Genomic DNA, 23,683 nt, shown 5'->3' with positions numbered 1-23,683 from the left:
TCCGCCGGCTTTGGAACTGCGCGACCTCTCGTTCACGTACCGGGGGACACAGCGCAGAGGCTGGTTCAGGGCGCAACCGGGCCCACCGGCTGACCCGGTCCTGCACGGACTCAGCCTGACCGTCCGCGCGGGCGAGATCCTGGCGGTGACAGGTCCCAACGGCGCCGGAAAGTCGACGCTGCTGAGGCACCTCAATGGTTTGCTCCAACCAACAGCAGGCAGCGTGCTGGTGAAGGGTCGGAACATCGGCGGACAGCCCGCGGGACGGGTGTCCGGTGACGTGGGGCTACTTTTCCAGCAGCCCAGGGACCAGCTGTTTGAGCGGACCGTGGAACGGGAAATCCGCTTCGGACTCGAGCGCAGGCAGCCAGCGGCTGACCAGGCAGTGCAGCAAGCCCTCGCCGCCGTTGGCCTGGAGCACCTTGCCGGACGGCACCCAGCCGAACTGCCCGCGTCCCAGCAGCGGCTTCTGGCACTGGCCACAGTGCTGGCCCGGCGTCCCTCAGTCCTTGCACTGGACGAACCGACCGTTTCCCTGGACGGCCATGGGCTGGCCGCGCTGGACCGGGTAGTGCGCAGCACGACGGCGGAGGGCGCCGCCGTCGTGCTGGTCACCCACGACCTGGACTACGCCCGGTCCATCGCGCACCGGCTGGTGGGAATCGACGCCGGCCGCTTGCGGCGGATTTGAGCGGCCAGTGGCCTCACCTTCGAGTTTTTGGTCAGATAACGCGGTTTTAAGGACCTTCAGGGACGATATCTGACCAAAACTCTTCAGGCGGGGGCTTCAGGCGTGGACGGGCGACGCCGACGCGGACGCGACGCCGGGCGCTAGGAAGCGCTTGCCGTTGACCCGTTCGGAGGCGCCAACACGGTCCAGGTACGGCGTGATGCCGCCCAGGAACATCGGCCAGCCAGCGCCGAGGATCATGCAGAGGTCGATGTCTTCAGGACCGGCCACTACGCCCTCATCCAGCATCAGCCCGATCTCCTCGGCGAGGGCGTCCTGCACGCGGCGCAGCACGTCGTCCCGGGCGGACGGTGACGTGCCGAAGGACATCAGCGACAGGGTGGACTCCGGGATCTCCTGGGAGCCGTCGGCCGCCGGGGCCCACAGTGATTTCACGCCGTTCTCGATCAGTTTCTGCAGGTTCGTGGACACGGCGAAGCGGTCTCCGAAAGCGGCGTGCAGGGACTCCTGGACATGCTGGGCAACCGGCAGGCCCACCATGGCACCCAGCGTGAACGGTGTCATCGGCAGGCCCATGGGACGCAGCGAAGTGTCGGCCACCTCGGCAGGGGTGCCTTCGTCGAAGGCGGCCGTCACTTCACCCATCAGCCGCAACAGGATCCTGTTGACTACAAAGGCCGGCGCATCCTTGACCAGGACCGCGGTCTTCTTGAGGCCCTTGGCGAGCTCAAAAGCGGTGGCCAGCACCGCGTCGTCGGTCTTGGGTGCGCGCACGATTTCGAGCAGCGGCATCACGGCCACCGGGTTGAAGAAGTGGAAGCCCACCAGCCGTTCCGGGTGCGCGAGGTCTTCGGCCATGGCCGTGACGGACAACGAGGACGTGTTGGTGGCGAGGATGCAGTCCGGCGAGACGATTTCTTCCACCTCGGCGAAGACCTGCTTCTTGACGTTCAGCTCTTCGAAGACGGCCTCGATGACAAAGTCGGCGTCCGCGAAGGCCTCCTTGGAGACCGATCCCGTGACCAGCGCCTTGGTGCGGTTGGCTGCGTCCTGGCTGATGCGTTTCTTGCCGAGGAGCTTGTCCACCTCGGCGTGGACGTAGCCGACGCCCTTGTCCACACGGGCCTGGTCGATGTCCGTCATCACCACGGGGACCTTGAGCTGGCGGGCGAACACAAGGGCCAGCTGGCTGGCCATCAGGCCCGCCCCCACGACGCCGATCTTGGTGACCGGACGGGCGAGCTTACGGTCCGGTGCGCCGGCAGGCCGCTTGGAACGCTTCTGGACCAGGTCCAGGAACGCGTAGACGGTGGCGCGGAACTCGTCCGTCTGCATCAGACCGGCGAGGGTTTCGCACTCGAGGGCGGCGGATTCGGCCTGGGACATGGTCCGGTTGGCTTCGAGGATGTCCAGGACCTTGGCCGGCGCAGGGGAGGCGTTGGAGGTCTTGGCCTCCACAAACGCCCGGCCGGCGGCGACCGCTGCGGACCAGCGCCCGGCAACGGCTGGATCAGCAGGGTCCACGGCGCTGGCCCGTGCCGGGACCAACTCGCCGGTGATGACCGTGGCCGCCCAGGCGAGGGACTGTTCCAGGAAGTCTGCCGGTTCGAACAGGGCGTCGGCGATGCCCAGCTGGAAGGCCTGCGGCCCGTTGAGCGTACGGTTGTTGCTGAGCGGGTTCTCGATCATCACCTTGACCGCGTTCTCGGGTCCGATCAGGCGCGGCAGGATGTAGACACCGCCCCAGCCGGGGACCAGGCCGATAAAGGCCTCGGGAAGCGCCAACGCGCCGGCGCCGGTAGACACCGTGCGGTAGGTGGACTGCAGGGCGATCTCCAGGCCGCCGCCCAGGGCAACGCCGTTGATGAAGGCGAAGCTGGGGACGCCGAGGTTGGCCAGCGTGGCATAAACGTTGTGCCCGAGCTGTGCCATCCACAGGCCATGATCGCGGTTCTCGAGCGACTTCACCGCGGACAGGTCAGCGCCGGCCACGAGGAAGTACGGTTTGCCTGTCACGCCCACACCCACGATCTCGCCGCGGGCCGCACGTTCCTTCAGGCCCTCCAGGACCGTGCCTAGTTCCACCAGCGTATTGGGTCCCAGGGTAGTGGGCTTGGAGTGGTCCAGGCCGTTATCCAGGGTGATCAGCGCAAAAACTCCGGGGCTCTGCTGGCCGGGGGCGGCAGGCAGCTTGATGTCCTGGACGTACGAGTGGGTCACGGTTTCGTCGGGGAAGAGCTCGGCAAGCTTGGTGAAATCGGCGGCGCTCATGCGGCGGCTCCTTCGGTGGTTGCTTCGTTGACTGCTGGTGCTGCGACGGCACCGCTGTAATCGGCGTGGTGCGGGTTTTCCCAGATGACGGTGGCGCCCATGCCCAAGCCTATGCACATGGTGGTGATCCCGTACCGGACCGAGGGATCTTCTTCGAACTGCCGCGCGAGCTGGTTCATCAGCCTGACCCCGGAGGACGCGAGGGGGTGGCCCACCGCGATGGCGCCGCCGTACCGGTTCACGCGGGGGTCGTCGTCGGAAATGCCAAAGTGGTCCAGGAAGCTGAGGACCTGCACGGCAAATGCTTCATTGATCTCGAAAAGTCCGATGTCCTCCATGCTGAGTCCGGCGTTCTTCAGGGCCTTTTCGGTGGCGGGCACGGGGCCGATGCCCATGACCTCCGGTTCGACGCCCGCGTAGGCGTAGCTGACCAGCCGCATTTTGACCGGCAGGCCCAGTTCCGCCGCAGCTTCCGAGGAGGCCAGGACGGCGGCAGTGGCGCCGTCGTTCAGGCCGGCGGCGTTGCCTGCCGTAACCCGGCCGTGGGCGCGGAAGGGAGTCCGCAGGGCCGCCAGGTCTTCGAGGGTGGTTCCCGGGCGGGGCGGCTCATCAACGCTGTTCATCGTCCAGCCCTGTCCCGGCTTGAGGGTAGCGACCGGAACGAGGTCAGGCTGGATCTGGCCCTTGGCGTAGGCGGCCTCGAGTTTGTCCTGCGAGGCAACCGCGTACGCGTCTGTGCGTTCCTTGGTGATGGCGGGAAAACGATCATGCAGGTTTTCGGCTGTATTGCCCATGTTCAGGGCAGCAGGGTCAACCAAGCGCTCGGACATAAAGCGCGGGTTCGGGTCGGCGCCGGAGCCCATTGGGTGGTTGCCCATGTGCTCCACGCCTCCGGCGATGACGACGTCGTAGGCGCCGAAGCCGATGCCGCTGGCCGTTGTGGTGACGGCGGTCATGGCGCCGGCGCACATGCGGTCGATGGCGAATCCGGGGACGGTGCGGGGGAGCCCTGCCAGGAGGGCGGCTGTGCGGCCGAGGGTCAGGCCCTGGTCGCCGGTCTGGGTGGTGGCGGCGACGGCGACTTCGTCGATTCGGGCCGCGGGCAGGGTGGGGTTGCGGCGCAGAAGTTCGCGGATGCACTTCACCATCAGGTCATCGGCGCGGGTTCCGGCGTAGATGCCTTTCTCGCCGGCCCGGCCGAAGGGCGTGCGGACGCCGTCAACAAAGACGACGTCGCGGACAGTTCGCGGGGATCCGCTGCTTCCGTGGTGGCTCACGTTTACTCCTCATCGAGACGTTGGCGCCGTCCGGAGGCCCAAGGGCAGCACTCGGCGGGACGGCAGTGCACACTATGTTACTCGTCAGTAACATAGTGCGCAAGGCTCGGCGAGGGGCGTTTACTGAGTGGCTGCGGTTGCCTTGGTTTCCTTGGCCGGCAGTGGTTGCGGGTTGAGGAAAGCCTCCGTGAGAAGCGGCGCGACCACGCCGACTTGCCAGTCACGGGCACCGAGGCCGCGCAGCTCAGCGGCTACCGTTTCTTCGGTGATGTCCGACGGCGGACGCCACGCCACCCGGCGGAGGTAGTCCGGCGTCAGCAGGTTCTCTACGGGAAGGTTCAGTTCCTCCGCCTTCTCCTGCAGGAGCGGGCGGGCGGTGGAGAGGCGTGCGGCGGCCTCGGGGTCGCGATCCGACCACACCCGCGGCGGGGGCGGTGCGTTGGTGGGGAGGTGCAGCGGCGGAAGGTCCTCAAGATCGCGGGCAGCGGCGATGCACCGGAGCCAGCGGGGTGCCTCACGCTGAGCCGCACGGCCATGGAAGCCCTTGGTGCCGAGCAGTTGGGGAACGGTGGACGGCATGGCCTTGGCGGCGGACACCAGGGCCGAATCCGGGATCAGCCGTCCCGGCGCCACATCGCGCTTCTGTGCCAGGGAATCGCGCTCCAGCCACATTTCGCGGACCGCAGCCAGCTGGCGCCGGTCACGGATCTGGTGCAGGCCCGACGTCTTGCGCCAGGGGTCAACCCGGGGAGGAGCCACGCCGGCGGCAAGGATCGCGGCAAATTCCTGCTCGGCGTATTCCAGCTTGCCGTCGGCCTGCAGCAATTCGATGAGTTCTTCGCGCAGTTCCGTCAGGACTTCCACGTCCAGGGCGGCGTAGCGCAGCCACGGCTCGGGCAGCGGCCGGGTGGACCAGTCGGCGGCCGAATGTTCCTTTGCCAGGCCAAACCCGAGCAGCTGTTCGATGACGGCAGCCAGGCCAACGCGTGGCAGCCCGGCCAGCCGCGCGGCGAGCTCCGTATCAAAGAGCCTGTCCGGCCACATGCCCAGCTCCAGCAGGCAGGGCAGATCCTGGCTGGCTGCATGCAGGATCCATTCCACCCCATGGAGCGCATCGTTGATGATGGACAGGTTCTCGAACGGTTCAGGGTCGATCAGCCAGGTACCGGAGCCTTCGCGCCGGATCTGTACCAGGAATGCGCGCTGGCCGTACCGGAATCCTGAGGCCCGTTCTGCATCAACCCCTGCGGGCCCTGTTCCAGCGGCGATGGCTGCCGCGCATCGCTCCAGCCCGGACTGCGTTTCGATAACCAGCGGCACGCCGTCGCGCGGTGCGTCGAGGTCAATGACTACGGGGACCTGGCTGTCGAAGCCTTCCACCGTGATGTGGGGAGTGGTATCAGCAGCCGGAGCGCCAGCCGTGGTGTTTTCCGGAATATGAGGGGTCATGATGCCTTCAGTTTACCGACAAGGGGCAGTCCTAGTTCCGGCGCCGGCGCGGAAGGGCCGCGACGCCGTCGGGCAGAGGGGGGAGTCCGGCGAACGTGCAGACCATGTCGGACCACGCCTCCAGATGGGCAGTAACGTCCGAGGACGCCGGAGTCCAGGAGGCGCGCAGCTCGATATCGATCGATCCGGGCCGGGCGGAAAGTGTTCCAAAGCTCTCCGACAGGACGCGCGTGGCGGTCCCGCCGGCCGCCCGGTAGGGGGCCTTGTGGTTCTCCAGCGCCTCGACCAGCCAGGTCCAGGCGACGGTGCCCAGCATTTCGTCGTTGCCCATTTCTGGCTCAAGCTGGGCACGGATGTAGGTGACAATCCGGAATTCGCCGTCCCAGACTGCTGAGCCTTCGGGGTCGTGCAGCAGGATGAAGCGGCCCGTGGCCAGCTCGGTGTCGTGGTCGTCCTCGATGCCGGACGCCGCGGCCAGGGCCATGGCGGCAGGCCCGTGGACCGGTGTGGTGCCGCTGCCCGGTCCGGGCGCCATGACCTCGGCCCCGAGTGCCACGGCGAACGGTGCCAGGCGCGCCGGAGCGGGAATTTCCGCCAGGCGCAACTCACTGCGGCATTGGGCCTTCCTGAGGGTTCCCAAGGCGTGGAGAAATTCCGGGGGAACCTGGGCTAGTGCGTTCACCTTCGCAGATTACGCAACAGCAGGGGGCGGGCAGAGCAGGCTCGCCGTCGCCGGTCCATGCTATCCGGCTTCCCTGCCCGCGCGGTGGGCCGCAAGTTCCCGCCGGATCGCGGCCACAAAGGCGTCGACGTCGTCCTCGCTGGTGTCGAAGGAACACATCCAGCGGACCTCGCGGGCGGCTTCATCCCAGTCGTAGAAGCGGAAGGACTCCCGCAGCCGGTCAGCTATGCCGGCCGGCAAGACGGCAAACACGCCGTTGGACTCCGTCTTCTGCGTGGGCTCCACGCCCTCGATTGTGTCCACCGCGGCGCGGAGGCGGGCAGCCATGGCGTTGGCGTGCGACGCCGAACGGAGCCACAGGTCGCCTTCCAGCAGGGCGATGAACTGGGCCGACAGGAAGCGCATTTTCGAGGCCAGCTGCATGTTCATCTTGCGCAGGAACTTCAGGCCGTGGGCCGCTTCGGGGTTCAGGGCCACCACCACTTCGCCGTACAGCAGCCCGTTCTTGGTGCCGCCGAAGGAGAGGATGTCCACGCCGGCGTCGCGCGTGAAAGCCCGCAGCGGCACGTCCAGGTGCGCGGCCGCGTTGGCCAGCCGAGCGCCGTCCATGTGGAGTTTCATGCCCTTGGCGTGGGCATGATCGGCGATGGCCCGGACCTCATCCGGGGTGTAGCACGTGCCAAGCTCGGTGGTCTGCGTGATGGACACTGCCAGCGGCTGTGCCCGGTGTTCATCGCCCCAGCCCCACGCCTCGCGGTCAATCAGCTCCGGCGTCAGCTTGCCGTCCGGGGTGGGGACATGCAGGAGTTTGATCCCGCCGATCCGTTCCGGAGCGCCGTTTTCGTCCATGTTGATGTGCGCCGTCGATGCGCACACCACAGCACCCCAGCGCGGGAGCAGCGACTGCAGGGACAGCACGTTGGCCCCCGTGCCGTTGAACACCGGGAAACATTCGATGCCGGCGCCGAAGTGATCCTCCATCAGCCCCCGCAGCCGTGCCGTGTAGTCGTCCTCGCCGTAGGACACCTGGTGGCCCTCGTTGGCTGCCGCGAGGGCGGCCAGCACCTCGGGGTGCACACCGGAGTAGTTGTCCGAGGCGAAACCGCGGACGGACGCATCATGCAGCCGGGCGGCGGGATTCTCAAGCCGGGGGGCGGCATCTGCCGTAGTTGTCATTGTTTTGCTCACGTTCTCAGTCTAGGGAGGTCGGGTCCGGCCGGTCAGGGGTCCACGAAGTCAGGGGATTTTGGGGTCAGGGGGTCAGGGGCAGGCGCCGGCCGTTCAGTTCGGCTGCCGGGCGGCTGAACAGTCCGACGACGGCGGCGGCCAGGTCCTCGACGTCGGTGGCGCCGGCAAAGGTCCGTTCCGGGTGCGCCTTCCGGAGTTCCGCGTCCACGAGCGCTTTCACCACCAGGACGACGGCGGCGCCGCGCAAGGCGGTGCCCTCCTCCGCAGCCTCGCGGGCCAGGCCCTCCGCCATCGCCAGTGTCCAGGTCTCGGCGGCGGCCTTCGCCGCCACATAGCTGGCCGTCGCCGCCGTGGGCTTGTCCACCGCGGTGGAGGACACCATGGCAAACCGTCCGGTTCCGGCGGCGGCCAGGTCGGCGTAAAAGACCCGGGAGACATTCCTGAGCGTGGTGATGGCGCCGCGCTCCAGGAAGTCCCAGTCTGCGTCGCTCTGGTCCGTGATGCCTTTGGCGCCGCGCCAGCCGCCCACGAGGTGGATGACCCCGTCCATCAGACCTGCCGTGCCCGTCAGGGTCTTCCGGAGGGCCTGGACGTCAGCGAGATCCGCAAGATCGCACACCAGGGGAGTGACGCCGTCGCCCGCCTGCCTCGCAGCACCCTCGATGCGCGTGCTGTCCGAGCCGACCGTGAAGACCCGGAACCCCGCCCGGTGCAACGCCCGGGCCACCGCGATCCCGGACGGACCGCTGCCGCCGGTGACCAGGACGTTCAGCATGGGGGCTTGGTCCGGAACAGGAACAACGCGCGGGGCGCCGGGTTCGCTCACAGCGCGGACGCTCCGGTGATGCCGGCAGTGGATTCGATGACTGGGCGCATTTTCTTCTCCAAGGCTTCGTAGAACATGGACAGCGGAAATTCGTCGTCCAGCACCTGGTCTGTCAGGCCGCGGGGCGGACCGGCAACCGGGAGCGCGTCGGGGCCCTTGGCCCAGACTGATGCGGGGTTGGGTGTGACCGTGGCGGAGATCAGCTGGTACGCAGCAAGCCAGTGGGCCATTTTCGGCCGGTCAATGGAGCGCCAGTAGAGCTCGTCGATCGAGGCGCCGAGGGCGATCACTGCGTCCGCCACCTGCTCCCAGTCGATGCTGAGCCGGCTGTCGGTCCAGTGCAGGACGTGGTGCTGGTGCAGCCAGGCAAAGAGCAGCTGTCCGCCGAGGCCGTCGTAGTTGCGCACCCGGTTGCCGGTGATCGCGAAGCGGAAGATCCGGTCGAAGATGATGGCGTACTGCACCAGTTTCGCGTGCCGGCGTGCTTCCGGCCCGGCGTCTTCGTCCAGTTCGATCCGGACGGATTCCCGGAATGCTGTGAGGTCGCAGCGCAGTTCTTCCAGCGAATACAGGAAGTAGGGCATCCGCTGCTTGATCATGAACGGGTCAAAGGGCAGGTCGCCGCGCATGTGGGTCCGGTCATGGATCAGGTCCCACATCACAAACGTGGCCTCGGTCAGTTCCTGGTCGGCCAGGAGTTCCGCGGCGCCCGCGGGCAGGTCCAGGGAGGTGATGTCTGCGGCCGCGCGCAGGACCCGGCGGAACCGGGCAGCTTCACGGTCCGCAAAAATGGCGCCCCAGGTGAAGGTGGGTGTTGCCCGGACGGCCACGGTTTCGGGGAACAGCACCGCCGAGTTGGTGTTGTAGCCGCGGGTGAAGTCCAGGAACCGGATGGGCACAAAGAGCTTGTTGGAATAGTCCCCGGCCTCAAGGCCGGCCACAAAATCGGGCCAGATGACCTCGATCAGCACGGCTTCCACCAGCCGGCTGCTGCTTCCGTTCTGCGTGTACATGGGGAAAATAACCACGTGCTGCAGGCCATCCTGGCGCTGCAGCTGGGGCTGGAACGCCAGAAGGGATGCGAGGAAGTCCGGGACGGCGAATCCAGCTGTGGCCCACGCCTGGAAATCAGCCACGACGGCGTCAAGATAGGCCGCGTCGTGCGGGAACAGCGGTGCCAGTTCGGCGAGCGACTCCGTGATGGCGGCAACCTGCAGAGCGGCTGCTGCGTGATGGCCTGCGTCGGGCACGGAGCCGTCCTGGACCTGCAGTGCCTGCAGGGATTCGGCGGCGCTCCTGAGGCGGAGCCAGGCGGGATTTTCGGCGGTGATCCTCGTAGGGGCCACGGTCACGGTGACGGTCATGGTGCGACTGCCTTTCTCATTGCTTGGGGCATCTACGGCGAGCGTAGCAAGCAACCAGAGTCCCTAACTCAAATTGAGCCTGAGCATAAGATACTCTCGGGCTCGAGGCGTCTCGGGGCTACGCCAGATGTGGGCGGAGCCACGGCTGGCGGACTCAGGACTCCGTGGATTCTTCCGCGGCAGCGCCGCGCGGCACCAACTTCAGGGACACCGAATTGATGCAGAAGCGCTGGTCCGTGGGCGTGCCGTAGCCCTCGCCCTCAAATACGTGGCCCAGGTGCGAGTCACAGTGCGCGCACCGTACCTCCACCCGCTTCATGCCGAGCGTCCGGTCGTGGATGTAACGGACGGTGCCTTCGGCGAGGGGTGCCCAGAAGGACGGCCAGCCACAATGCGAGTCGAATTTTTCGTTGCTCCGGAAAAGCTCGGTGCCACAGGCACGGCATTGGTAGACACCCTCCGTATGGGTGTCCACATACTCGCCGGTGAAGGGGCGCTCCGTACCCGCCTGCCGCAGCACGTGGTACTCCTCCGGCGTGAGTTCCTGCCGCCACTCGGCGTCGGATTTCCGGTAGGCGGGTTCCGCAGCGGCGGCGTCGGCAGCCGGACCCGGGACGGAATCCGTGGCCTTGTTCTCGAAGATGCTCTTTCGAAAGATACTCATAGTCAGCTCAACGCTCAGGAGTCGCCGATAAATCCCGAACCGGCGTACAGGTGGAGCACTGGGAGCCCCAGCTGGTCCTGGGCTTTGTTGGCCCAGTCCGTGTGGAACGTATCCGCCACTGCGTGCGGACGGGTGATCACAACCGCCTGGGCTGCACCGAGCTCCTTGACCTTGGCCACGAGGCCCTTGACGGCGCCACCGTCCACCACCTCGCCCGTGACTCCTGCGCCCAGTCCCTCCAGGGCGGCCAGCGAGACGGCCAGCGTCTCCGCAGCCTCGGCCCGTTCAGCGGAGGGGTCCGGAGCATGGGCGGTCAGTTCGCGGAACGCCTTAACAACGTCCAGCAGGGAGAGATTCTCAAGAAAATCCACCAGCAGGTGCCGTTCAGTGTTCCCCGGAACCAGCAGGACAAGGGGCGTGTCCTGCCCGTCCACCAGGCGTTCTATGTTGACGCGGTCGTCCGCGCCCAGGGGTTCTTCGGTCAGAATGACGATTGGATCGCTCATGGCATCAGCCTAGTCGTGCGCACCGGCGCCTGCATCCATTTGGGCCGCTCGGTGCGTGCGGTGTCATGCGCGGCGTCCCCGGGGCCGGCAGAATTCCGGCGCCACGTGCCGGACGGAATATGGTCAACCCGTCTGCGGCAGTAAGAATGGTTCCATGGCACCTTCCACGCGCACCTCCACGTTGACGGCGGCAGTTCCGATCCAGGCCGACGGCCGTATGTCCCTGCGCGCCAAATGGGCGCTCGGCGGCGTCATTGGCGGCGGGGCCCTTGCCGGCCTGCTGGCCACAGGCTCCTCCGCACTGGCACTTTATTTCGCCAGGCGTGTGATCACTCCAGTCCGGCAGCGGACGGCGGACCAGGAAGTCCTCGCCGTGCTCCGGGAAGGAGGCGGCCGCCACGTCATCCTGACAGCCACTCCGGAGACCACTGTGGAGGGCGTCTATGGGTTATTTTTCGACGGCGGGAAGGGGCACGCCCGGATCGGGCGGATAGTGTCCTATTCGCCGGCGGACGGCACGGTCCTGCGCGAAGTGGAAGCCGTCTATGCCGGCGATCTTGAAACGGCCCGCCGCGGATGGTGGAGCGGTGCGCTCTACCCGGATCCCGCTGCCGCCGGCTTTGTGGCCGAGGACGTGCTGATCGACGTCGACGGCGGCACAGCACCGGCGTGGCTGGTCCGGGCCGGCGGACCTGCCCGGACCTGGGCAGTCATGGTTCACGGCCGCGGGGCCACCCGCCAGGAGGCCCTCCGGGCGGTAGGTCCCGCCCTCGAACTGGGGCTTACCAGCCTGCTTGTCTCGTACCGGAACGACGGGCTGGCGCCTTCGGCCGAGGATGGCAGGTACGGCCTGGGATCCACGGAATGGCATGACGTGGAGGCTGCCATCGAATTCGCCCTGGCCAACGGCGCCGAGGAAATTGTTCTCTTCGGCTGGTCCATGGGCGGCGCCATCTGCCTGCAGACGGCCGATCTCTCGCCTCACCGTCACCTGATCCGGGCCATGGTCCTGGATGCGCCCGTCATCAACTGGGTCAATGTGCTGGCCCACCATGCGCAGATCAACCGCATTCCGTCCCTCGTTGGCCGCTACGGGCAGCTGATGCTGGGCCACCCTGTGGGCCGCAGGCTCACCGGCCTGGCCGCACCCGTGGACCTCAAGGCCATGGACTGGGTGGCGCGCGCCGTCGAAGTCCGGACGCCCACCCTGATCATCCACAGCGTTGATGACGAGTACGTTCCCTATGAACCATCCGCCCTCCTGGCCGAACGGAATCCGGACATGGTCACGTTCGAAACGTTCAATCACGCCAGGCACACCAAGGAATGGAACGTCGATCCCGAGCGCTGGGAGAACCTGATCAAGGCGTGGCTCCGGCCCCAGTTGGCTCCACGGCTTAATCCCGGCCAGAACCGCTAAGGTGTGCGCGCGCCGATGGCGGCTGTCACGGCGGACGTCAGCCGGATGAGGTCGGCCGGTGCAAGCTCAACATCAAGGCCGCGCTTACCACCGGAAACCAGCATCGTTCCCAGACCAAGGGCGCTGCTGTCCACCACGGTGGGTGATGACTGGCGCTGGCCCAACGGCGAGATGCCGCCCAGGACGTAGCCGGTGCGGCGTTCAGCAGCCGCAGGATCTGCCATCGAAGCCTTCTTGGCGCCCAGGGCGGCCGCGAATGCCTTCAGGTCAAGGTTTCCGCTGACCGGCACAACCCCCACGGCCAGTCGGCCTTCCACTTCCACCATGAGGGTCTTGAAGACCCTTTCGGGGGCGATGCCCAAGGCTTCGGCGGCTTCCGTGCCGTAGCTGGCCGCGGAAGGGTCGTGGGCATACGCATGCAACACAAAGGGAACGCCGGCTGCAGCCAGTGCGGCTGTGGCCGGCGTTCCGTTTGAAGAACTCTTGCGTCCCAAAGCGTTCAGTTTCCGACCCGGAGTCAGAAGATCAGGACGCGGACCGGGACGAAGCGGCGACCTTGTGCTTGATCCGTCCCAGCATGGCGGTCATGCCGCGCATCCGCAGTGGCGTGATGGCCCGCGTCAGGCCCAGCAGCTCCGGCATATCGTCCGGCACCGCCAGGATTTCGGCGGCGCTGAGTCCGTCGAGCCCCTCGTGGAGCACACCGGCGAAACCCCGCGTGGTGGGGGCTTCCGGTGGCGCCTTGAAGTAGAGCCGAACGGCGTCGGCCGGGCCGGCGTCGTTCTTTTCCGTCTCGATGGTCAGGAACAGCGGCGACTGGCATTCCACCACCTGCTCCAAGAGCTCAGGGTGGTCCTTCAGCCGGTCCGGCAGTTCCGGCAGCTCGCGCGAGAACTCAAGCAGCAACTGAAGCCGATCGGGTTCGGTCAGGGCCTGGAAGTCATCCACGATTTCCGCCAATGCGGCGGGCAGGTCATGTGTAGTCATCTGTTCCAGTTTACGCCGGGACCGTGCCGCGTTCCGTGCCCTTGGCGATGGGAACACGTACGGCGTTGCCCCACTCGGTCCAGGAGCCGTCGTAGTTCCGGACAGTGTCAAAGCCCAGCAGGTACTTGAGCGCGAACCAGGTGTGGCTGGAACGCTCGCCGATGCGGCAGTAAGCCACAACGTCATCGCCTGCGGCCAACCCGGCCTCGCCCAGGTAGAGGGCCTCGAGTTCTTCCCGGCTGCGGTACGTTCCGTCCGGCGCAGCGGCGCGCGCCCAGGGAATGGATGCTGCCGTGGGAATGTGGCCGCCGCGGAGCGCACCTTCTTCCGGGTAGGCCGGCATGTGGGTCCGCTGGCCGGTGTATTCCTCAGGGGAGCGGACGTCAATGAGCGGCTTGCCGAAGTGTGCCAGCACATCTTCCTTGAACGCGCGGATGGGGGCGTCGTTGCGCTCCACCACCGGGTAGTCACTGGGTGCCGGGGCGGTCTGGTCCGTGGTCAGTTCGCGGCCTTCTGCGATCCACTTGTCCCGGCCGCCGTCGAGCAGCCGGACATCCTCGTGGCCGAACAGGGTAAAGACCCAGAGTGCATAGGCGGCCCACCAGTTGGACTTGTCCCCATAGATGACCACCGTGGCGTCGCGGGAGATGCCCTTGGCAGCGGCCAAGGCGGCGAATGCCTCGCCGTTCACGTAGTCGCGGGTCACTTGATCGTTAAGGTCGGTGTGCCAGTCGATTTTGACGGATCCGGGGATGTGGCCGGTCTCGTAAAGGAGAACGTCCTCGTCGGATTCGACCACCACCAGCTTTCCGTCCGCAAGGGCGCCGCCCTCAAGTGCGGCGGCAAGCCAGTCGGTGGATACCAGACGCTCCGGGTTGGCGTAGGCGGCGAACTTCTCGTTCTGTTCAACTGCGTAGGACATGGTGATGGCCTTTCACTGAGACACGGCGGATGCTGTAGAAGGAAAACCTGCCTCCCACAGTAGCCATGGCCGGCCGCCCCTGTCCGCCTCCTTGTTAACAGTGGGAAATATGTCCTTCGTCACGCCCGGGCCCCTGCCGGCCGCACGGCGGGGTAGGCCCGGGCTGTTGCCGGTATTCTTTCTGGGGACAACCCACCAGCAGAACGGACCACCTTGGTACAGATCGAACAGCTTGCCGCCCGCACTCCGGCGGTTTCGGTGGATGAGCTCCTTAAGGGTTTTTATCCGTCCCCACGGTTTGGCCAGGTCTCCTTTGCCAGCTACCGGCCGGACCCGAACCAGCCGTCCCAGGCGGCGGCGGTCAAGGCGCTGGAAGCGTTCGCCGCGGGAGTTGGAGCCGGCGACGGCGACGGCCTGTTCAAAAAGCTTTTCAGCAAGAAAGTCGCTACCAGGGCGGGGATCTACCTCGACGGCGGATTCGGCGTCGGCAAAACCCACCTGCTGGCCTCCCTGTGGCATGCCGCTCCGGGCCCCAAGGCGTTCGGAACCTTTGTGGAATACACCAACCTGGTCGGGGCGCTTTCCTTCCGCAAAACTGTTGAAGCCCTGAGCCACTACAAGCTTGTGTGCATCGACGAATTCGAGCTTGATGACCCGGGTGACACCGTGCTGATGTCACGCCTTATGCGTGAACTGGCCGACGCCGGCGTCAAGCTGGCTGCCACGTCCAACACCCTGCCGGGTTCGCTGGGCGACGGCCGCTTTGCCGCCGTCGACTTTGCCCGTGAAATCCAGGTCCTGGCGGACCAGTTCGACGTCATCAGGATCGACGGCGAGGACTTCCGCCACCGTGGCCTGCCCGCCGCCCCGGCACCGCTGAGGAACAGCCAGCTCGCCGCACAGATGAAGGCCGAGTTCGACGGCAAGACCGTGGCAGAGGACGAATTCAGTTCACTGATCGGCCACCTTGCCGGTGTCCACCCGAGCCGATACCGGCAGCTCATCGACGGCATCGACGGCGTCGTGTGGCGCAACGTGGAGACCATCACCGAACAGGCCGTGGCGCTGCGGTTCGTGGTGTTGGCCGACCGCCTGTACGACAAGGATGTGCCCATCCTGGCCAGCGGCGTCCCCTTCGACAAGCTCTTCACGGACGAGATGATGCACGGCGGGTACACCAAGAAGTATTTCCGTGCTGTGTCCCGTCTGACCGCACTGGCCCGCGAGGGCCAGAACCACGAGCCTTCCTAGGCAGCGGCCGGGGAAGCCGGACAGTCAGTTAAACGCCAAAGGTGCGGGTGCCGCCTCCCGGCGGGACCCGCACCCCCTTGACGTGCTAGGGCAAAGCCCTGGCCAAATCCTTCTTACGGAGCCCTGTCAACCGGGGGAACCGGGTTCACTGGCGGAGCCTGCTCGGTGGCAGGGGTCGCGCCGGGGGTTCCGTCGTTCTTGTCAACGAGCTTGGAAGCACCATCCTGGACCTTATCGACGTGACCCGCGTACTTGCCGCCGGTCTTTGAGTCGACAAAATCGCCGGCCTTGGTGATGCCGTCCTTGATGGCCCGCTCGTTGCCGTGGATGAGACCCTGAGCCTTGCCCTTGAGATCGTCAATCAGTCCCACGAGCACCTCCCTTCAATCGCGGAGCCAGGTCGCTCCTCCGCAACCGATCCTAGCCCTGTCTGGCGGACGTGCCAAGGTGCTGTGACAAATGTTGTCAAGTCGGGGCGGGTCATTCAGGCAACAAAAAAGCAGCTCACGGAGAGCTGCTGTGTGTGGGCGATACTGGGATCGAACCAGTGACCTCTTCCGTGTCAGGGAAGCGCGCTACCGCTGCGCCAATCGCCCGGAACCGGAAGGCCGGCCATTTCGGATCTATTACTGGGGTAGAGAGCGGACGACGAGATTCGAACTCGCGACATCCACCTTGGCAAGGTGGTGCTCTACCAGCTGAGCTACGTCCGCGTATGAAGTACAGCCTGGCCGGTGGCCTAGCGTACTGCATGAAGCAAGTTTCCTTGCTTGGTGGGCGATACTGGGATCGAACCAGTGACCTCTTCCGTGTCAGGGAAGCGCGCTACCGCTGCGCCAATCGCCCATTTCGTCCGGTGTGAGCCGGAATCCATGGTTTTCACCGAGGTGGGTACGGGATTCGAACCCGTGTGAACGGCTTTGCAGGCCGCTGCCTCGCCTCTCGGCCAACCCACCGTGTAAGCTCCGATTCCGAAAAACCTTTGCCGTGACAGTGTCCTGCGAGCGGACGACGAGATTCGAACTCGCGACATCCACCTTGGCAAGGTGGTGCTCTACCAGCTGAGCTACGTCCGCATTTGGGCCGCTGAATCCTTGCCGTTTCGGGCAATTCCTCGCGTTCCAACGAGTAAGAACTCTATAGGAGGTTCATGGATTCTCCAAATCGCGCGTTCCCCAGCCGCGGCTATGCCCCTGGATCCCTGCAATCTAGGGGATTTTACTAATTACAGGCGTGTAATTCGAGCGGCGGCCCGTCTCGATTTCCATAAACCCCGCCGGGTCGGCTAGCATTCAAAGGCATCGGGGCGATTGGCGCAGTGGTAGCGCGCTTCGTTCACACCGAAGAGGTCACTGGTTCGAACCCAGTATCGCCCACCGAACAAAAAGCCCGTCAGGACACGGAATATCCGGTCCTGACGGGCTTTTGTTTTGCCCTGGGTAGCTCCGAGTGGGGCAGCCGTGGGGCAAACCGATTCGCCTGCGCCGACGCTGACCACGCTCTGTCCGGGCACATTGTTACCGGCACTGACCTCGTTACAGTGATCAATGAGACCTGACCAGATGGGGAATGGAACTGTAATGACAAAACGGGGACCTAAGTCGGTTCGGCCAGCGCGTTCACCTCGGGAGCACAGTAGACGTCAGGAAAGAATGAGCGGGCTCCTTGAATCGCGATTTCAGAACCGCCTGGAGCGTCCCACTTCGTACGGAAGGCGACTCAAACGCGTCGAGTCGAAGATGCGGGAGGCTGAGTTGATGGCGGTTGATTGGCTAAATTCCGGTTGGGAACTTGTCGACACCGTCGAGGGCAGCGAGAGAGTGCTCGCTATAAGACAATTTGCCCCGCTCGACGAGGAATTCGAGCACCTCATTTATGAGATCGCGGAGGGTCTTCTGGCAACCTTGGATCAGGTCGCGTTCGCTATCGCGGGGCGTCACTGTCCGCTGTGGAACGACCAACAACAGACACGCTCAGCTTTTCCCATTCGCGACAAGGAGCTGACCAACAGGAGTGCTCGGCGCGCGTTTGGCGAACAGGTCGAGTGCTGGCCTGAAGCTGCATTGCTGGCGTTGCAGACTCTGCAACCGTATCGGTATCCGCTTGGGCCGGAACGTGCTCCGCTCTGGCTACTTCGCGACCTCACCAACCGAGGGAAGCATCGAACCATTGCAGTCGTTCAGTCGGGCATGGGACTGACCAACTTCTCGATTGGCAACGGCACAATCCACCGGTTGGAAGTAATCGGCTCAGTGGACGTGATAACAGATGAGCCCCAGGCTTACATGCGGATGTCTTTGGCCAACAATGTCAATGCAAGCGCCACAATCGACGTGCAGATCAAGTTTGGCGCTGGACCGCTACTGGCGGGCTATAGCGTCATGGATTCCTTGAACGAGCTTTATGACTACGTCAGAAACACAGTGCTACGAAAACTGCTTCCATTCGCTTGATTTCCCCGCTTTGGCCGGGCGGCTCTCGGTCCCATTTTTCTGGCGGGACCTGATGGACCTGGCACTCTAACGACGAAAAGGCCCGCACCTCCGAGAGGATGCGGGCCTTAGGCTGCGTCACAACCCAGTTAGGGAACAATCCCGGTCTTTTGGCCTCTGAAGCGCGTCTAGACTTAGGGAAGTCAAATCTGATCCGCTGAGGGGGAATGTAATGGCGCGTCAGCGCACGCCTGTGATGGGCTTCGCTGTTCTTCGGCGGCTTGGTGCTGGCCTGAAGCCTGTGGGCCTTTTTATGCTCGCTGTGGTGCTCGCTGTCGGCGTCGGTGCAGCCGCAGCCCACAATGGGGCCGTCGCTATCACAGTCGCAGTCCTGTTCGGGTTGGCTGCGTGGGTAACGATCACCATCCTGTGCCCTGTGGGCGCGCTGGTTGCGCTATGGGCTTTTCTTCTTCCGATTTGGTCAGTCAGCAGCCTGGACCCTCTCGTGTTCGATGTGGCTCGCATGGCTCTTGCCTTGTCGGTCGTCGTCAAGACTCGCAGTAGTGGCAACAAAGTAGTTACACGAATAGCCTTAGCCATAGGAGTCACCGGTGCGTTTCTGATCCTGGTTGGCCTGTCACGTGGGGATGCCTCAGCTGTGACTCTCGGATACACCATGACGATCGCGTCGGTTGCAGCTTGGATGGTGCTCTCCCGCGTTACTGACCGGCGCGTCTTCTATCGGGGCTACTTAGCCGGGGTGACGCTCAGCGCCGTGGTCCTTATCATGTCTGCCGCCGGGTGGTCCGTACTGACTCCGCTTGATGACCCGGGATTTTCTCGGCTCACTGGACTTTCGCCTTCGGCCACTTTGGTGACGTACGAGCTCGCGGTAGGTGTCCTCGTCGGTATTTGCATGTTTGGACGGGGGCGGCGGGTATGGTTCGCCTTCGCCACTATCGCATGTCTAGTCGCGCTGCTTCTCAGTGGAGGGCGCGGAGGCGTTCTGGCGCTGGCGCTGGCGTTGGCAGTAGCGCTTCGCTGGGGATGGGTGAAGATCATCCCAGGTCTACTGTTGACGGGGGCCGCTTACGTGCCTCTAAGCATCATGAGTGGATCCGGGTTCACCTTCAACACCCTTACGCGACTATTCGCCCCATCTGACGTGCACTCCTTCAACCCGGAAGAGAGCCGGCAGTACCTGCTCGACATATCAATCCAGGCCGCGCTCCGCGAGCCTATTGCCGGGCTCGGGATGGAACAGTTTTACAGCATGTACCTCTGGCTGCCGCATACTGCACTACTGACGTTCCAGATAGCCGGCGGCATCCTTCCCGCGCTGATTATCTTCGTCATCTTCATGGCGATGCTTCGCAAGATGCTCTTTCGCGGCCCCCAAGAACCGGGTGGCATGGCCCGGCTTGGTCACCTACTGCTGGCGGTGATGACCGTCCAAATACTCCTAGAAGCAAACGGCCCGTTCGTTGGTACGGAGGGAGTGGCGTTGTTGATGCTGGCGCTAAGCTCCGTTGCGCCGACAACACCACAACCCCCGTCTGACCCCCACGTGGAAACAAGCCCGGAAGGTGATGGTGCAGCGCTACGTCTGCGTCCCCACAGTAGTCCAGACGTTGTCAGCCGTGCAGATTTTCAGGACGCCGTTCACGATGCACAGTTCCCCGGGCCTCGCGTAGCCGGTCGGCAACGCCAGCAGGTTCGGTAGCCAGATAACCCCGCGTGTGGTGTCCACAGCAAACCGGTCAGCACCGGCCGCGTTTTGCGCTTCAATGGCTTGCCCGTCGCGTCGGGCGCGGATCCCGAACCCGTCGGCGAGCAGGTAGGTCATGCCGGTGCCGACAAGGTGTAGAAGACCGAGGGTGTTGACTGACTGCGTGAAGCTCCGGCTGTTGTCGCTGCTGTACTGCGCCAACTGATGGCCCTTTTCAAGCGTGGATGTTCCCGGCCCAAGCAACGCAAGTTCAGTGTCAAGCGTGGCAACTTCCACGCCGTTGACCAAGGCACGGAATGCCTTACCGACGCCCAGACGGTCAGCTATGTATGCGCCTGACCCTACTGCAACACTCTTCCACGTCCGGGCACCACCGTTATGGTTGATGCCCTTCGCGTAGTGCCGGCCGTTGACTGTCTCGAATGTTTCCCGGACGTAATGCATCCACTCGGTCAGGGTCAGGGTAATGACTTCCGGGTCCGCGTCGATGATGGTCAGCAGTTCGTCAAGCTGCGTGGGGGTGCCTTCGGAGTAGTTGTGGACCTGCACAACGTCCACAGCGCTGCCCTGAGCTTTGAGTGTTGCGATGCGGGCGTTGATCTTGGCCTTGTTCGCCGTGGAAGATGCATTGTCGAACCAGTCAAAACCGAGGCTGCTACTGTGTGCGGCCAAGTCAATGGGACCGGTCAGTTTCGCAGCTGCACCGTCAGCGAAACCACCCAAGTAGTATTCGAACAGTTCGTTGGTGTAGACGGGCTGGTTGCCGGGGTATGTGATGTGTTCGCACACGTACCCGTTGCCTAGCGTGGTTTCAAGCCAGGCCTTCGACGCGGACAGTTCGTAGCGGCGTTCGGTTTCGGTTAGCGCGTAGGCGTTGGCCTGCGGGTGTGTCATCGTGTGCGAACCGATGTCGTGCCCTGCATCAAAAACCTGTTTCAGCTGTGCCAGGCTGAACTTGCCCGCCGTATCAATGTACGTAGGCACGATCACGAATGATGCCTTGGCGTCGCCGTGTGCCGCGTAGATCGGGAGGTAATCCATCTGCGGCAGTTGTCCGTCATCGTGCCGGATGATGACAACAACTTTCACGCCGCTCAGCTTCTCGGCAGTAGTGCGGGCGATTTGTGCCGCGTTGCGCTTCAGGGGTTTTACTTTGGTATCAATCGTGGCAGATTGTGCCGCTTGGGTGAGGTAGGCGGGGACGTGCTTTTCGAACATGCGGCCGGAGCCGTCGAGCGTGGGTACATCGCGAGTTGCCATGCTGGGCTGCTCCTTAGGTAGTGATGGTGAGGACGTCGGAATCCGTGGGCTTCACGGCCACGGTGCCGTCCAATTTGGTACTGATGATGAGGATGTCCGGGTCTGTCGGATGGACAGCCATACCGCCGCCAGCAGCAGTTGCGGCCGCAGCTGCAGCGCTGGCCTGAGCGGCGAGCGCGGAGGCTTGTGCGGCGGCGGCGTCGACGGCGGACTCCGCTGCGTCAGCGACTGCTCCGGCGAGCGCCGCCTGAGCCGCTGCCGCTGCGTCCGCGCCGGCGGTAACCGCCGCCGCCTGGGCGATCTCGGCAGCGGCTCGGGCGGCGATTGCTTCGTTGCGGAGCCCGTCGTAGGAGAAGAAGAACCCTTCGAAGGCTCCGGACTTCCACTTCACTTTCGGGATGGTGACGATGGACGGTGGAATGAACCCGAAGGGATTGGAGACCAAAGGGTTGGGCAGGGGCAGTCCTGACGGGTCCTTGAGCGCGATGGGTGAGACGCCAGCCTCGTCGGAAGGGTCGTAGAGGTAGACAGCGCCGTCGCGGACCACGTTCTCAGGGTTGAGCGGGTCCACGACGAGCTGCATGTCCAGCGGGTAGTCGGTCATCCGGGCTGGCCCTCTTTCGGAACGTTCCTCGGCGTCACCTTGAGCCGCAGCAGATAGGAGCCCAGCGCGGTCAGGAACGACTTGGTGACCAGGATCAGGAATGCGATCCAGAACGCCTCCGTGGTCACTTCGTGGGCGCTCAGCAGGTTCATGATCCCGCCGCCGATCAGCACGAGGGCGTCAAGGACGAATCCGGTGTACAGGGTGCGCCAGGCGCGGTTGAGCGCATCGACGTGCAGCGCCCACCACGGTGTGTCCCTGGTGGCTGGCAGGGCTTCATATTTACCCATGGCGGTGGTCCTCTCTAGTTGTTTTCTCGGTTGAGGAACTCGGTTACCCACTTCTTGCCGAGGAACTCGGTGAAGCGGCCTAGCAGGTCCGCTTCGTCGTCCGTGGCCGGTGGCGGCGGAGTGACGACTGGCGGGTTCGGCGCCGGCTCCTGCAGCGGGGCTTTCGCGCCGCCGTCGAGCCAGTCCTGGACCGTGCCGTACCAGACGTTCAGGTCCAGGTCGCCGTCGTAGCCGTTCAGGCGGCCCTTGGCGGTGTACTGCCACATGATGACGCCGGCAGCCCATCCAACCTGGGCGAGCTCGACGGTGTGCGGGGTGAAGCCGGTCTGCTCGTCGTAGTGCTTCCCGCCCGCATACCAGAGCGGGTACTTGGCTTCCACCGCGGTCCAGTCGCCCGCGTTGATTGCGCCGGCGTTGAGGTAGATGGCCAGCGTGGACTGCGTCGCTTCTGCGACGATGTCCAGCCACTCCAGCGCCCAGTCCGTGCGGTGCTGGTTCTCGGCCTCCCAGTCCAGGAACACACGGTCGCCCGCCACCAGGTGAGGCCGGATCGCGGCGAGGAAGGACTCAGCCTCAGCGCGAGCCGTGTTGCCGATATCAGCCAGCGGCCGGGCGTAGTGGTAGAAACCCACAGGGCGACCCGTCAGACGAGCCTCGGCCACGTTGGACGCCAAGGCCTTGTCCTCCCATCGTCCGCCGCCCTCGGTGGCTTTGATGATGTAGAAGTCCACCGCCAGAGTGTTCAGCGCCGCGGCCTCCTGGTACTGGGCGACGTCGATGCCGTTGAGGAACGCGAATGCCGGAACCTCCGGGACCTCGACAGGCGGTGCCGGCATGGGCGGGACGATCGTCAGGTCAGCGAGGCCGACGACGCTCTGCGACTCGAAACCGCCGGACCACGCGAAGCCCTTGTCGAGGACGAACCAGATGTCATTGGCCACGCCATCCGTGCCGGTGACAGGCTCGCCGTGCACATAGGCGAGGACGACGCGCGCCAGGCCTCCGCTGACCGCGTCGACAATGTCTGCGCCGGCAGCTGCTTCCCTGCGGATGTTTGCGCCGAGTGGACCGGCGAGCCGGGCGTTCGCCGGTAGCTGCTGGCGCGGGGTTAGATCAGTGAGCCCGTCAGTGGAACGGACGAGGAAGTTGCCGAACCAGGAGTAGCCGATGTCATCGACGTACCACCTGTTGTCAGTGATTCCCGCCTGGGTGACCTCTTGGCCTTCGGTCCAGCCGGTGAACACCTCGAGGTTGTTCGGCAGGATCTCCCGCACAATCGTCTCCGGGCCGCCGAGCTCCGGCCGCGAGCGCTGGAAGCTGACCTGTGGGCCGTTCTTGCGGTGGTTGGGCTGGGTGGGTTCGAGCTGGGTGGCGTCGGGCGTGGCGGAGTAGTGGCCCTTGACGTAGCGGTAGGGGTCGACGCGGCCGTAGGTGCCGTTGTTGACATTCCATCGGGGCGGCATGCACTCCCAGTGCAGGTGCGCGGCGAACTTGAGCCCCGAGGGCGAGCGGGTATCGCCGCTGTAGCCCAGGATGTCGCCGCGCTTCACCCACTGGCCCTGACTGACGATCGTAGAGCTCATATGGCCCTTGATGAAAGTGGGCTCTTCGTCTCCGCAGTTGACTACGCAGACGATGCCTGCCTGATCGGGGAGCAGCAGCCAGGGGTTGCCGGGCAGCGCCCAGCCCTCGAACTCGATCCAGCCGTCGCCGGGGGATCGCACCGGTGTTCCCACTCCCACACCGTCGTCCTCTCCGGTGTGTCCGCCGGCAGGGTTGAAGCCGCCCGGGAAGGTGGCAAAAAACTGGGTGATGGTGAAGCCGGGGTCAAGCGGATGGGTATAGGTGGCCATGCTGCGCTCCTGTTTCT

21 protein-coding genes and 6 tRNA genes are annotated in these 23,683 nt (G+C 64.8%); 5 read left to right on the top strand and 22 right to left on the bottom strand.

The features are described from left to right. Window positions 1-10 precede the first annotated feature (10 nt). Window positions 11-691: an energy-coupling factor ABC transporter ATP-binding protein gene (locus NG696_RS21130; protein WP_374208710.1), complete on the top strand. Its 681-nt coding sequence runs from the start codon at window positions 11-13 to the stop codon at window positions 689-691. A 96-nt stretch (window positions 692-787) separates the two neighbouring features. On the opposite strand, the gene NG696_RS15185 is transcribed toward NG696_RS21130, so the two are convergent. The 9 genes from NG696_RS15185 to NG696_RS15145 all read right to left on the bottom strand — a co-directional run bounded on the left by NG696_RS15185 (window position 788) and on the right by NG696_RS15145 (window position 10,918). Beyond that, window positions 788-2,962 (bottom strand): 3-hydroxyacyl-CoA dehydrogenase NAD-binding domain-containing protein, encoded by a 2,175-nt coding sequence (locus tag NG696_RS15185; RefSeq protein ID WP_252569151.1) that lies wholly within the window; start codon window positions 2,960-2,962, stop codon window positions 788-790. Beyond that, complete coding sequence (locus NG696_RS15180) at window positions 2,959-4,239, bottom strand: thiolase family protein (protein WP_252576068.1); 1,281 nt, start codon at window positions 4,237-4,239, stop codon at window positions 2,959-2,961. Before NG696_RS15180 ends, NG696_RS15185 begins: the two co-directional genes overlap by 4 nt. A 120-nt stretch (window positions 4,240-4,359) precedes the next feature. Then, on the bottom strand, window positions 4,360-5,688 hold the full coding sequence (locus NG696_RS15175; protein WP_252569149.1) for an HRDC domain-containing protein: 1,329 nt from the start codon (window positions 5,686-5,688) through the stop codon (window positions 4,360-4,362). Window positions 5,689-5,719: 31 nt separating this feature from the next. Further along, complete coding sequence (locus NG696_RS15170; RefSeq protein WP_252576067.1) at window positions 5,720-6,370, bottom strand: DUF3000 domain-containing protein; 651 nt, start codon at window positions 6,368-6,370, stop codon at window positions 5,720-5,722. 60 nt (window positions 6,371-6,430) lie between these two features. Beyond that, on the bottom strand, window positions 6,431-7,546 hold the full coding sequence (locus NG696_RS15165) for a threonine aldolase family protein (protein ID WP_252569472.1): 1,116 nt from the start codon (window positions 7,544-7,546) through the stop codon (window positions 6,431-6,433). 76 nt (window positions 7,547-7,622) lie between these two features. Next, a complete protein-coding gene (locus NG696_RS15160) occupies window positions 7,623-8,333 on the bottom strand; it encodes an SDR family oxidoreductase (RefSeq protein WP_252569470.1) in 711 nt (236 codons plus the stop codon). Window positions 8,334-8,380: 47 nt separating this feature from the next. Then, on the bottom strand, window positions 8,381-9,748 hold the full coding sequence (locus NG696_RS15155) for a DUF6421 family protein (protein WP_252569146.1): 1,368 nt from the start codon (window positions 9,746-9,748) through the stop codon (window positions 8,381-8,383). Window positions 9,749-9,902: 154 nt separating this feature from the next. Further along, a complete protein-coding gene (gene msrB / locus NG696_RS15150; protein ID WP_252569145.1) occupies window positions 9,903-10,412 on the bottom strand; it encodes a peptide-methionine (R)-S-oxide reductase MsrB in 510 nt (169 codons plus the stop codon). 14 nt (window positions 10,413-10,426) lie between these two features. Continuing rightward, the gene (locus NG696_RS15145) at window positions 10,427-10,918 is read right to left on the bottom strand and encodes a hypothetical protein (RefSeq protein ID WP_252569144.1); all 492 of its coding nucleotides are present in this window, start codon (window positions 10,916-10,918) and stop codon (window positions 10,427-10,429) included. Between the two features lie 217 nt (window positions 10,919-11,135). On the opposite strand from NG696_RS15145, the gene NG696_RS15140 reads away from it, so the two are divergent. Then, window positions 11,136-12,338 (top strand): alpha/beta hydrolase family protein, encoded by a 1,203-nt coding sequence (locus NG696_RS15140; RefSeq protein ID WP_252576120.1) that lies wholly within the window; start codon window positions 11,136-11,138, stop codon window positions 12,336-12,338. On the opposite strand, the gene ybaK is transcribed toward NG696_RS15140, so the two are convergent. From ybaK to NG696_RS15125, 3 genes are read right to left on the bottom strand one after another with little or no spacing between them, the layout of a single operon-like run. Next, the gene (gene ybaK / locus NG696_RS15135) at window positions 12,335-12,832 is read right to left on the bottom strand and encodes a Cys-tRNA(Pro) deacylase (protein WP_252576066.1); all 498 of its coding nucleotides are present in this window, start codon (window positions 12,830-12,832) and stop codon (window positions 12,335-12,337) included. The genes NG696_RS15140 and ybaK overlap by 4 nt on opposite strands. 31 nt (window positions 12,833-12,863) lie before the next feature. Further along, a complete protein-coding gene (locus NG696_RS15130; RefSeq protein ID WP_252576065.1) occupies window positions 12,864-13,325 on the bottom strand; it encodes a SufE family protein in 462 nt (153 codons plus the stop codon). A gap of 10 nt (window positions 13,326-13,335) precedes the next feature. After that, complete coding sequence (locus NG696_RS15125; protein WP_252576064.1) at window positions 13,336-14,247, bottom strand: sulfurtransferase; 912 nt, start codon at window positions 14,245-14,247, stop codon at window positions 13,336-13,338. Window positions 14,248-14,460: 213 nt separating this feature from the next. On the opposite strand from NG696_RS15125, the gene zapE reads away from it, so the two are divergent. Beyond that, a complete protein-coding gene (gene zapE, locus NG696_RS15120) occupies window positions 14,461-15,498 on the top strand; it encodes a cell division protein ZapE (protein ID WP_252569136.1) in 1,038 nt (345 codons plus the stop codon). A 113-nt stretch (window positions 15,499-15,611) separates the two neighbouring features. Here zapE and NG696_RS15115 read toward each other — a convergent pair whose 3' ends face one another. The 6 genes from NG696_RS15115 to NG696_RS15090 form a co-directional block, all read right to left on the bottom strand. After that, complete coding sequence (locus NG696_RS15115) at window positions 15,612-15,869, bottom strand: antitoxin (protein WP_252569134.1); 258 nt, start codon at window positions 15,867-15,869, stop codon at window positions 15,612-15,614. Window positions 15,870-16,022: 153 nt separating this feature from the next. Further along, window positions 16,023-16,094 (bottom strand) — tRNA-Val (locus tag NG696_RS15110). A gap of 44 nt (window positions 16,095-16,138) precedes the next feature. Next, window positions 16,139-16,211 (bottom strand) — tRNA-Gly (locus tag NG696_RS15105). A 58-nt stretch (window positions 16,212-16,269) separates the two neighbouring features. Next, window positions 16,270-16,344, bottom strand: a tRNA-Val gene (locus NG696_RS15100). A gap of 39 nt (window positions 16,345-16,383) precedes the next feature. After that, window positions 16,384-16,454, bottom strand: a tRNA-Cys gene (locus NG696_RS15095). A gap of 47 nt (window positions 16,455-16,501) precedes the next feature. Beyond that, a tRNA-Gly gene (locus tag NG696_RS15090) sits at window positions 16,502-16,574 on the bottom strand. Between the two features lie 228 nt (window positions 16,575-16,802). Between NG696_RS15090 and NG696_RS15085 the strand changes: the two genes are divergently transcribed. Both NG696_RS15085 and NG696_RS15080 read left to right on the top strand, forming a co-directional pair. Further along, a tRNA-Val gene (locus tag NG696_RS15085) sits at window positions 16,803-16,874 on the top strand. A gap of 276 nt (window positions 16,875-17,150) precedes the next feature. Further along, a complete protein-coding gene (locus NG696_RS15080) occupies window positions 17,151-17,951 on the top strand; it encodes a hypothetical protein (protein WP_252576063.1) in 801 nt (266 codons plus the stop codon). A gap of 1,579 nt (window positions 17,952-19,530) precedes the next feature. Here the strand turns inward: NG696_RS15080 and NG696_RS15070 are convergent. From NG696_RS15070 to NG696_RS15055, 4 genes are read right to left on the bottom strand one after another with little or no spacing between them, the layout of a single operon-like run. Further along, window positions 19,531-20,919 (bottom strand): polysaccharide deacetylase family protein, encoded by a 1,389-nt coding sequence (locus tag NG696_RS15070; protein ID WP_252576062.1) that lies wholly within the window; start codon window positions 20,917-20,919, stop codon window positions 19,531-19,533. A gap of 13 nt (window positions 20,920-20,932) precedes the next feature. Next, window positions 20,933-21,523: a hypothetical protein gene (locus NG696_RS15065; protein ID WP_252576061.1), complete on the bottom strand. Its 591-nt coding sequence runs from the start codon at window positions 21,521-21,523 to the stop codon at window positions 20,933-20,935. Then, window positions 21,520-21,813, bottom strand: coding sequence for a hypothetical protein (locus tag NG696_RS15060; protein WP_252576060.1), 294 nt, complete (start codon window positions 21,811-21,813; stop codon window positions 21,520-21,522). Before NG696_RS15060 ends, NG696_RS15065 begins: the two co-directional genes overlap by 4 nt. Window positions 21,814-21,827: 14 nt before the next feature. Continuing rightward, window positions 21,828-23,666, bottom strand: a complete 1,839-nt coding sequence (locus NG696_RS15055) for a GH25 family lysozyme (RefSeq protein ID WP_252576059.1) — start codon at window positions 23,664-23,666, stop codon at window positions 21,828-21,830. Between the last annotated feature and the right edge of the window lie 17 nt (window positions 23,667-23,683).

Origin of the sequence: Pseudarthrobacter cellobiosi (assembly GCF_023913755.1) — a bacterium.
In the GTDB taxonomy this organism is placed as follows: domain Bacteria; phylum Actinomycetota; class Actinomycetes; order Actinomycetales; family Micrococcaceae; genus Arthrobacter; species Arthrobacter cellobiosi.
The sequence above is the reverse complement of the archived record's forward strand: the minus strand, read 5'-3'. Positions and strand labels throughout refer to the sequence as shown.

Bases quoted from the DNA above. Each gene is read 5' to 3' on its own strand.
- NG696_RS15130 (WP_252576065.1), bottom strand. From the start codon at position 13,325: ATGACTACACATGACCTGCCCGCCGCATTGGCGGAAATCGTGGATGAC.
- NG696_RS15070 (WP_252576062.1), bottom strand. From the start codon at position 20,919: ATGGCAACTCGCGATGTACCCACGCTCGACGGCTCCGGCCGCATGTTC.
- NG696_RS15160 (WP_252569470.1), bottom strand. From the start codon at position 8,333: ATGCTGAACGTCCTGGTCACCGGCGGCAGCGGTCCGTCCGGGATCGCG.
- NG696_RS15175 (WP_252569149.1), bottom strand. From the start codon at position 5,688: ATGACCCCTCATATTCCGGAAAACACCACGGCTGGCGCTCCGGCTGCT.
- NG696_RS15055 (WP_252576059.1), bottom strand. From the start codon at position 23,666: ATGGCCACCTATACCCATCCGCTTGACCCCGGCTTCACCATCACCCAG.
- NG696_RS15145 (WP_252569144.1), bottom strand. From the start codon at position 10,918: ATGAGCGATCCAATCGTCATTCTGACCGAAGAACCCCTGGGCGCGGAC.
- NG696_RS15140 (WP_252576120.1), top strand. From the start codon at position 11,136: ATGTCCCTGCGCGCCAAATGGGCGCTCGGCGGCGTCATTGGCGGCGGG.
- NG696_RS15165 (WP_252569472.1), bottom strand. From the start codon at position 7,546: ATGACAACTACGGCAGATGCCGCCCCCCGGCTTGAGAATCCCGCCGCC.
- NG696_RS15080 (WP_252576063.1), top strand. From the start codon at position 17,151: ATGAGCGGGCTCCTTGAATCGCGATTTCAGAACCGCCTGGAGCGTCCC.
- msrB (WP_252569145.1), bottom strand. From the start codon at position 10,412: ATGAGTATCTTTCGAAAGAGCATCTTCGAGAACAAGGCCACGGATTCC.
- NG696_RS15155 (WP_252569146.1), bottom strand. From the start codon at position 9,748: ATGACCGTCACCGTGACCGTGGCCCCTACGAGGATCACCGCCGAAAAT.
- NG696_RS15125 (WP_252576064.1), bottom strand. From the start codon at position 14,247: ATGTCCTACGCAGTTGAACAGAACGAGAAGTTCGCCGCCTACGCCAAC.
- NG696_RS15185 (WP_252569151.1), bottom strand. From the start codon at position 2,962: ATGAGCGCCGCCGATTTCACCAAGCTTGCCGAGCTCTTCCCCGACGAA.
- NG696_RS15065 (WP_252576061.1), bottom strand. From the start codon at position 21,523: ATGACCGACTACCCGCTGGACATGCAGCTCGTCGTGGACCCGCTCAAC.
- NG696_RS15060 (WP_252576060.1), bottom strand. From the start codon at position 21,813: ATGGGTAAATATGAAGCCCTGCCAGCCACCAGGGACACACCGTGGTGG.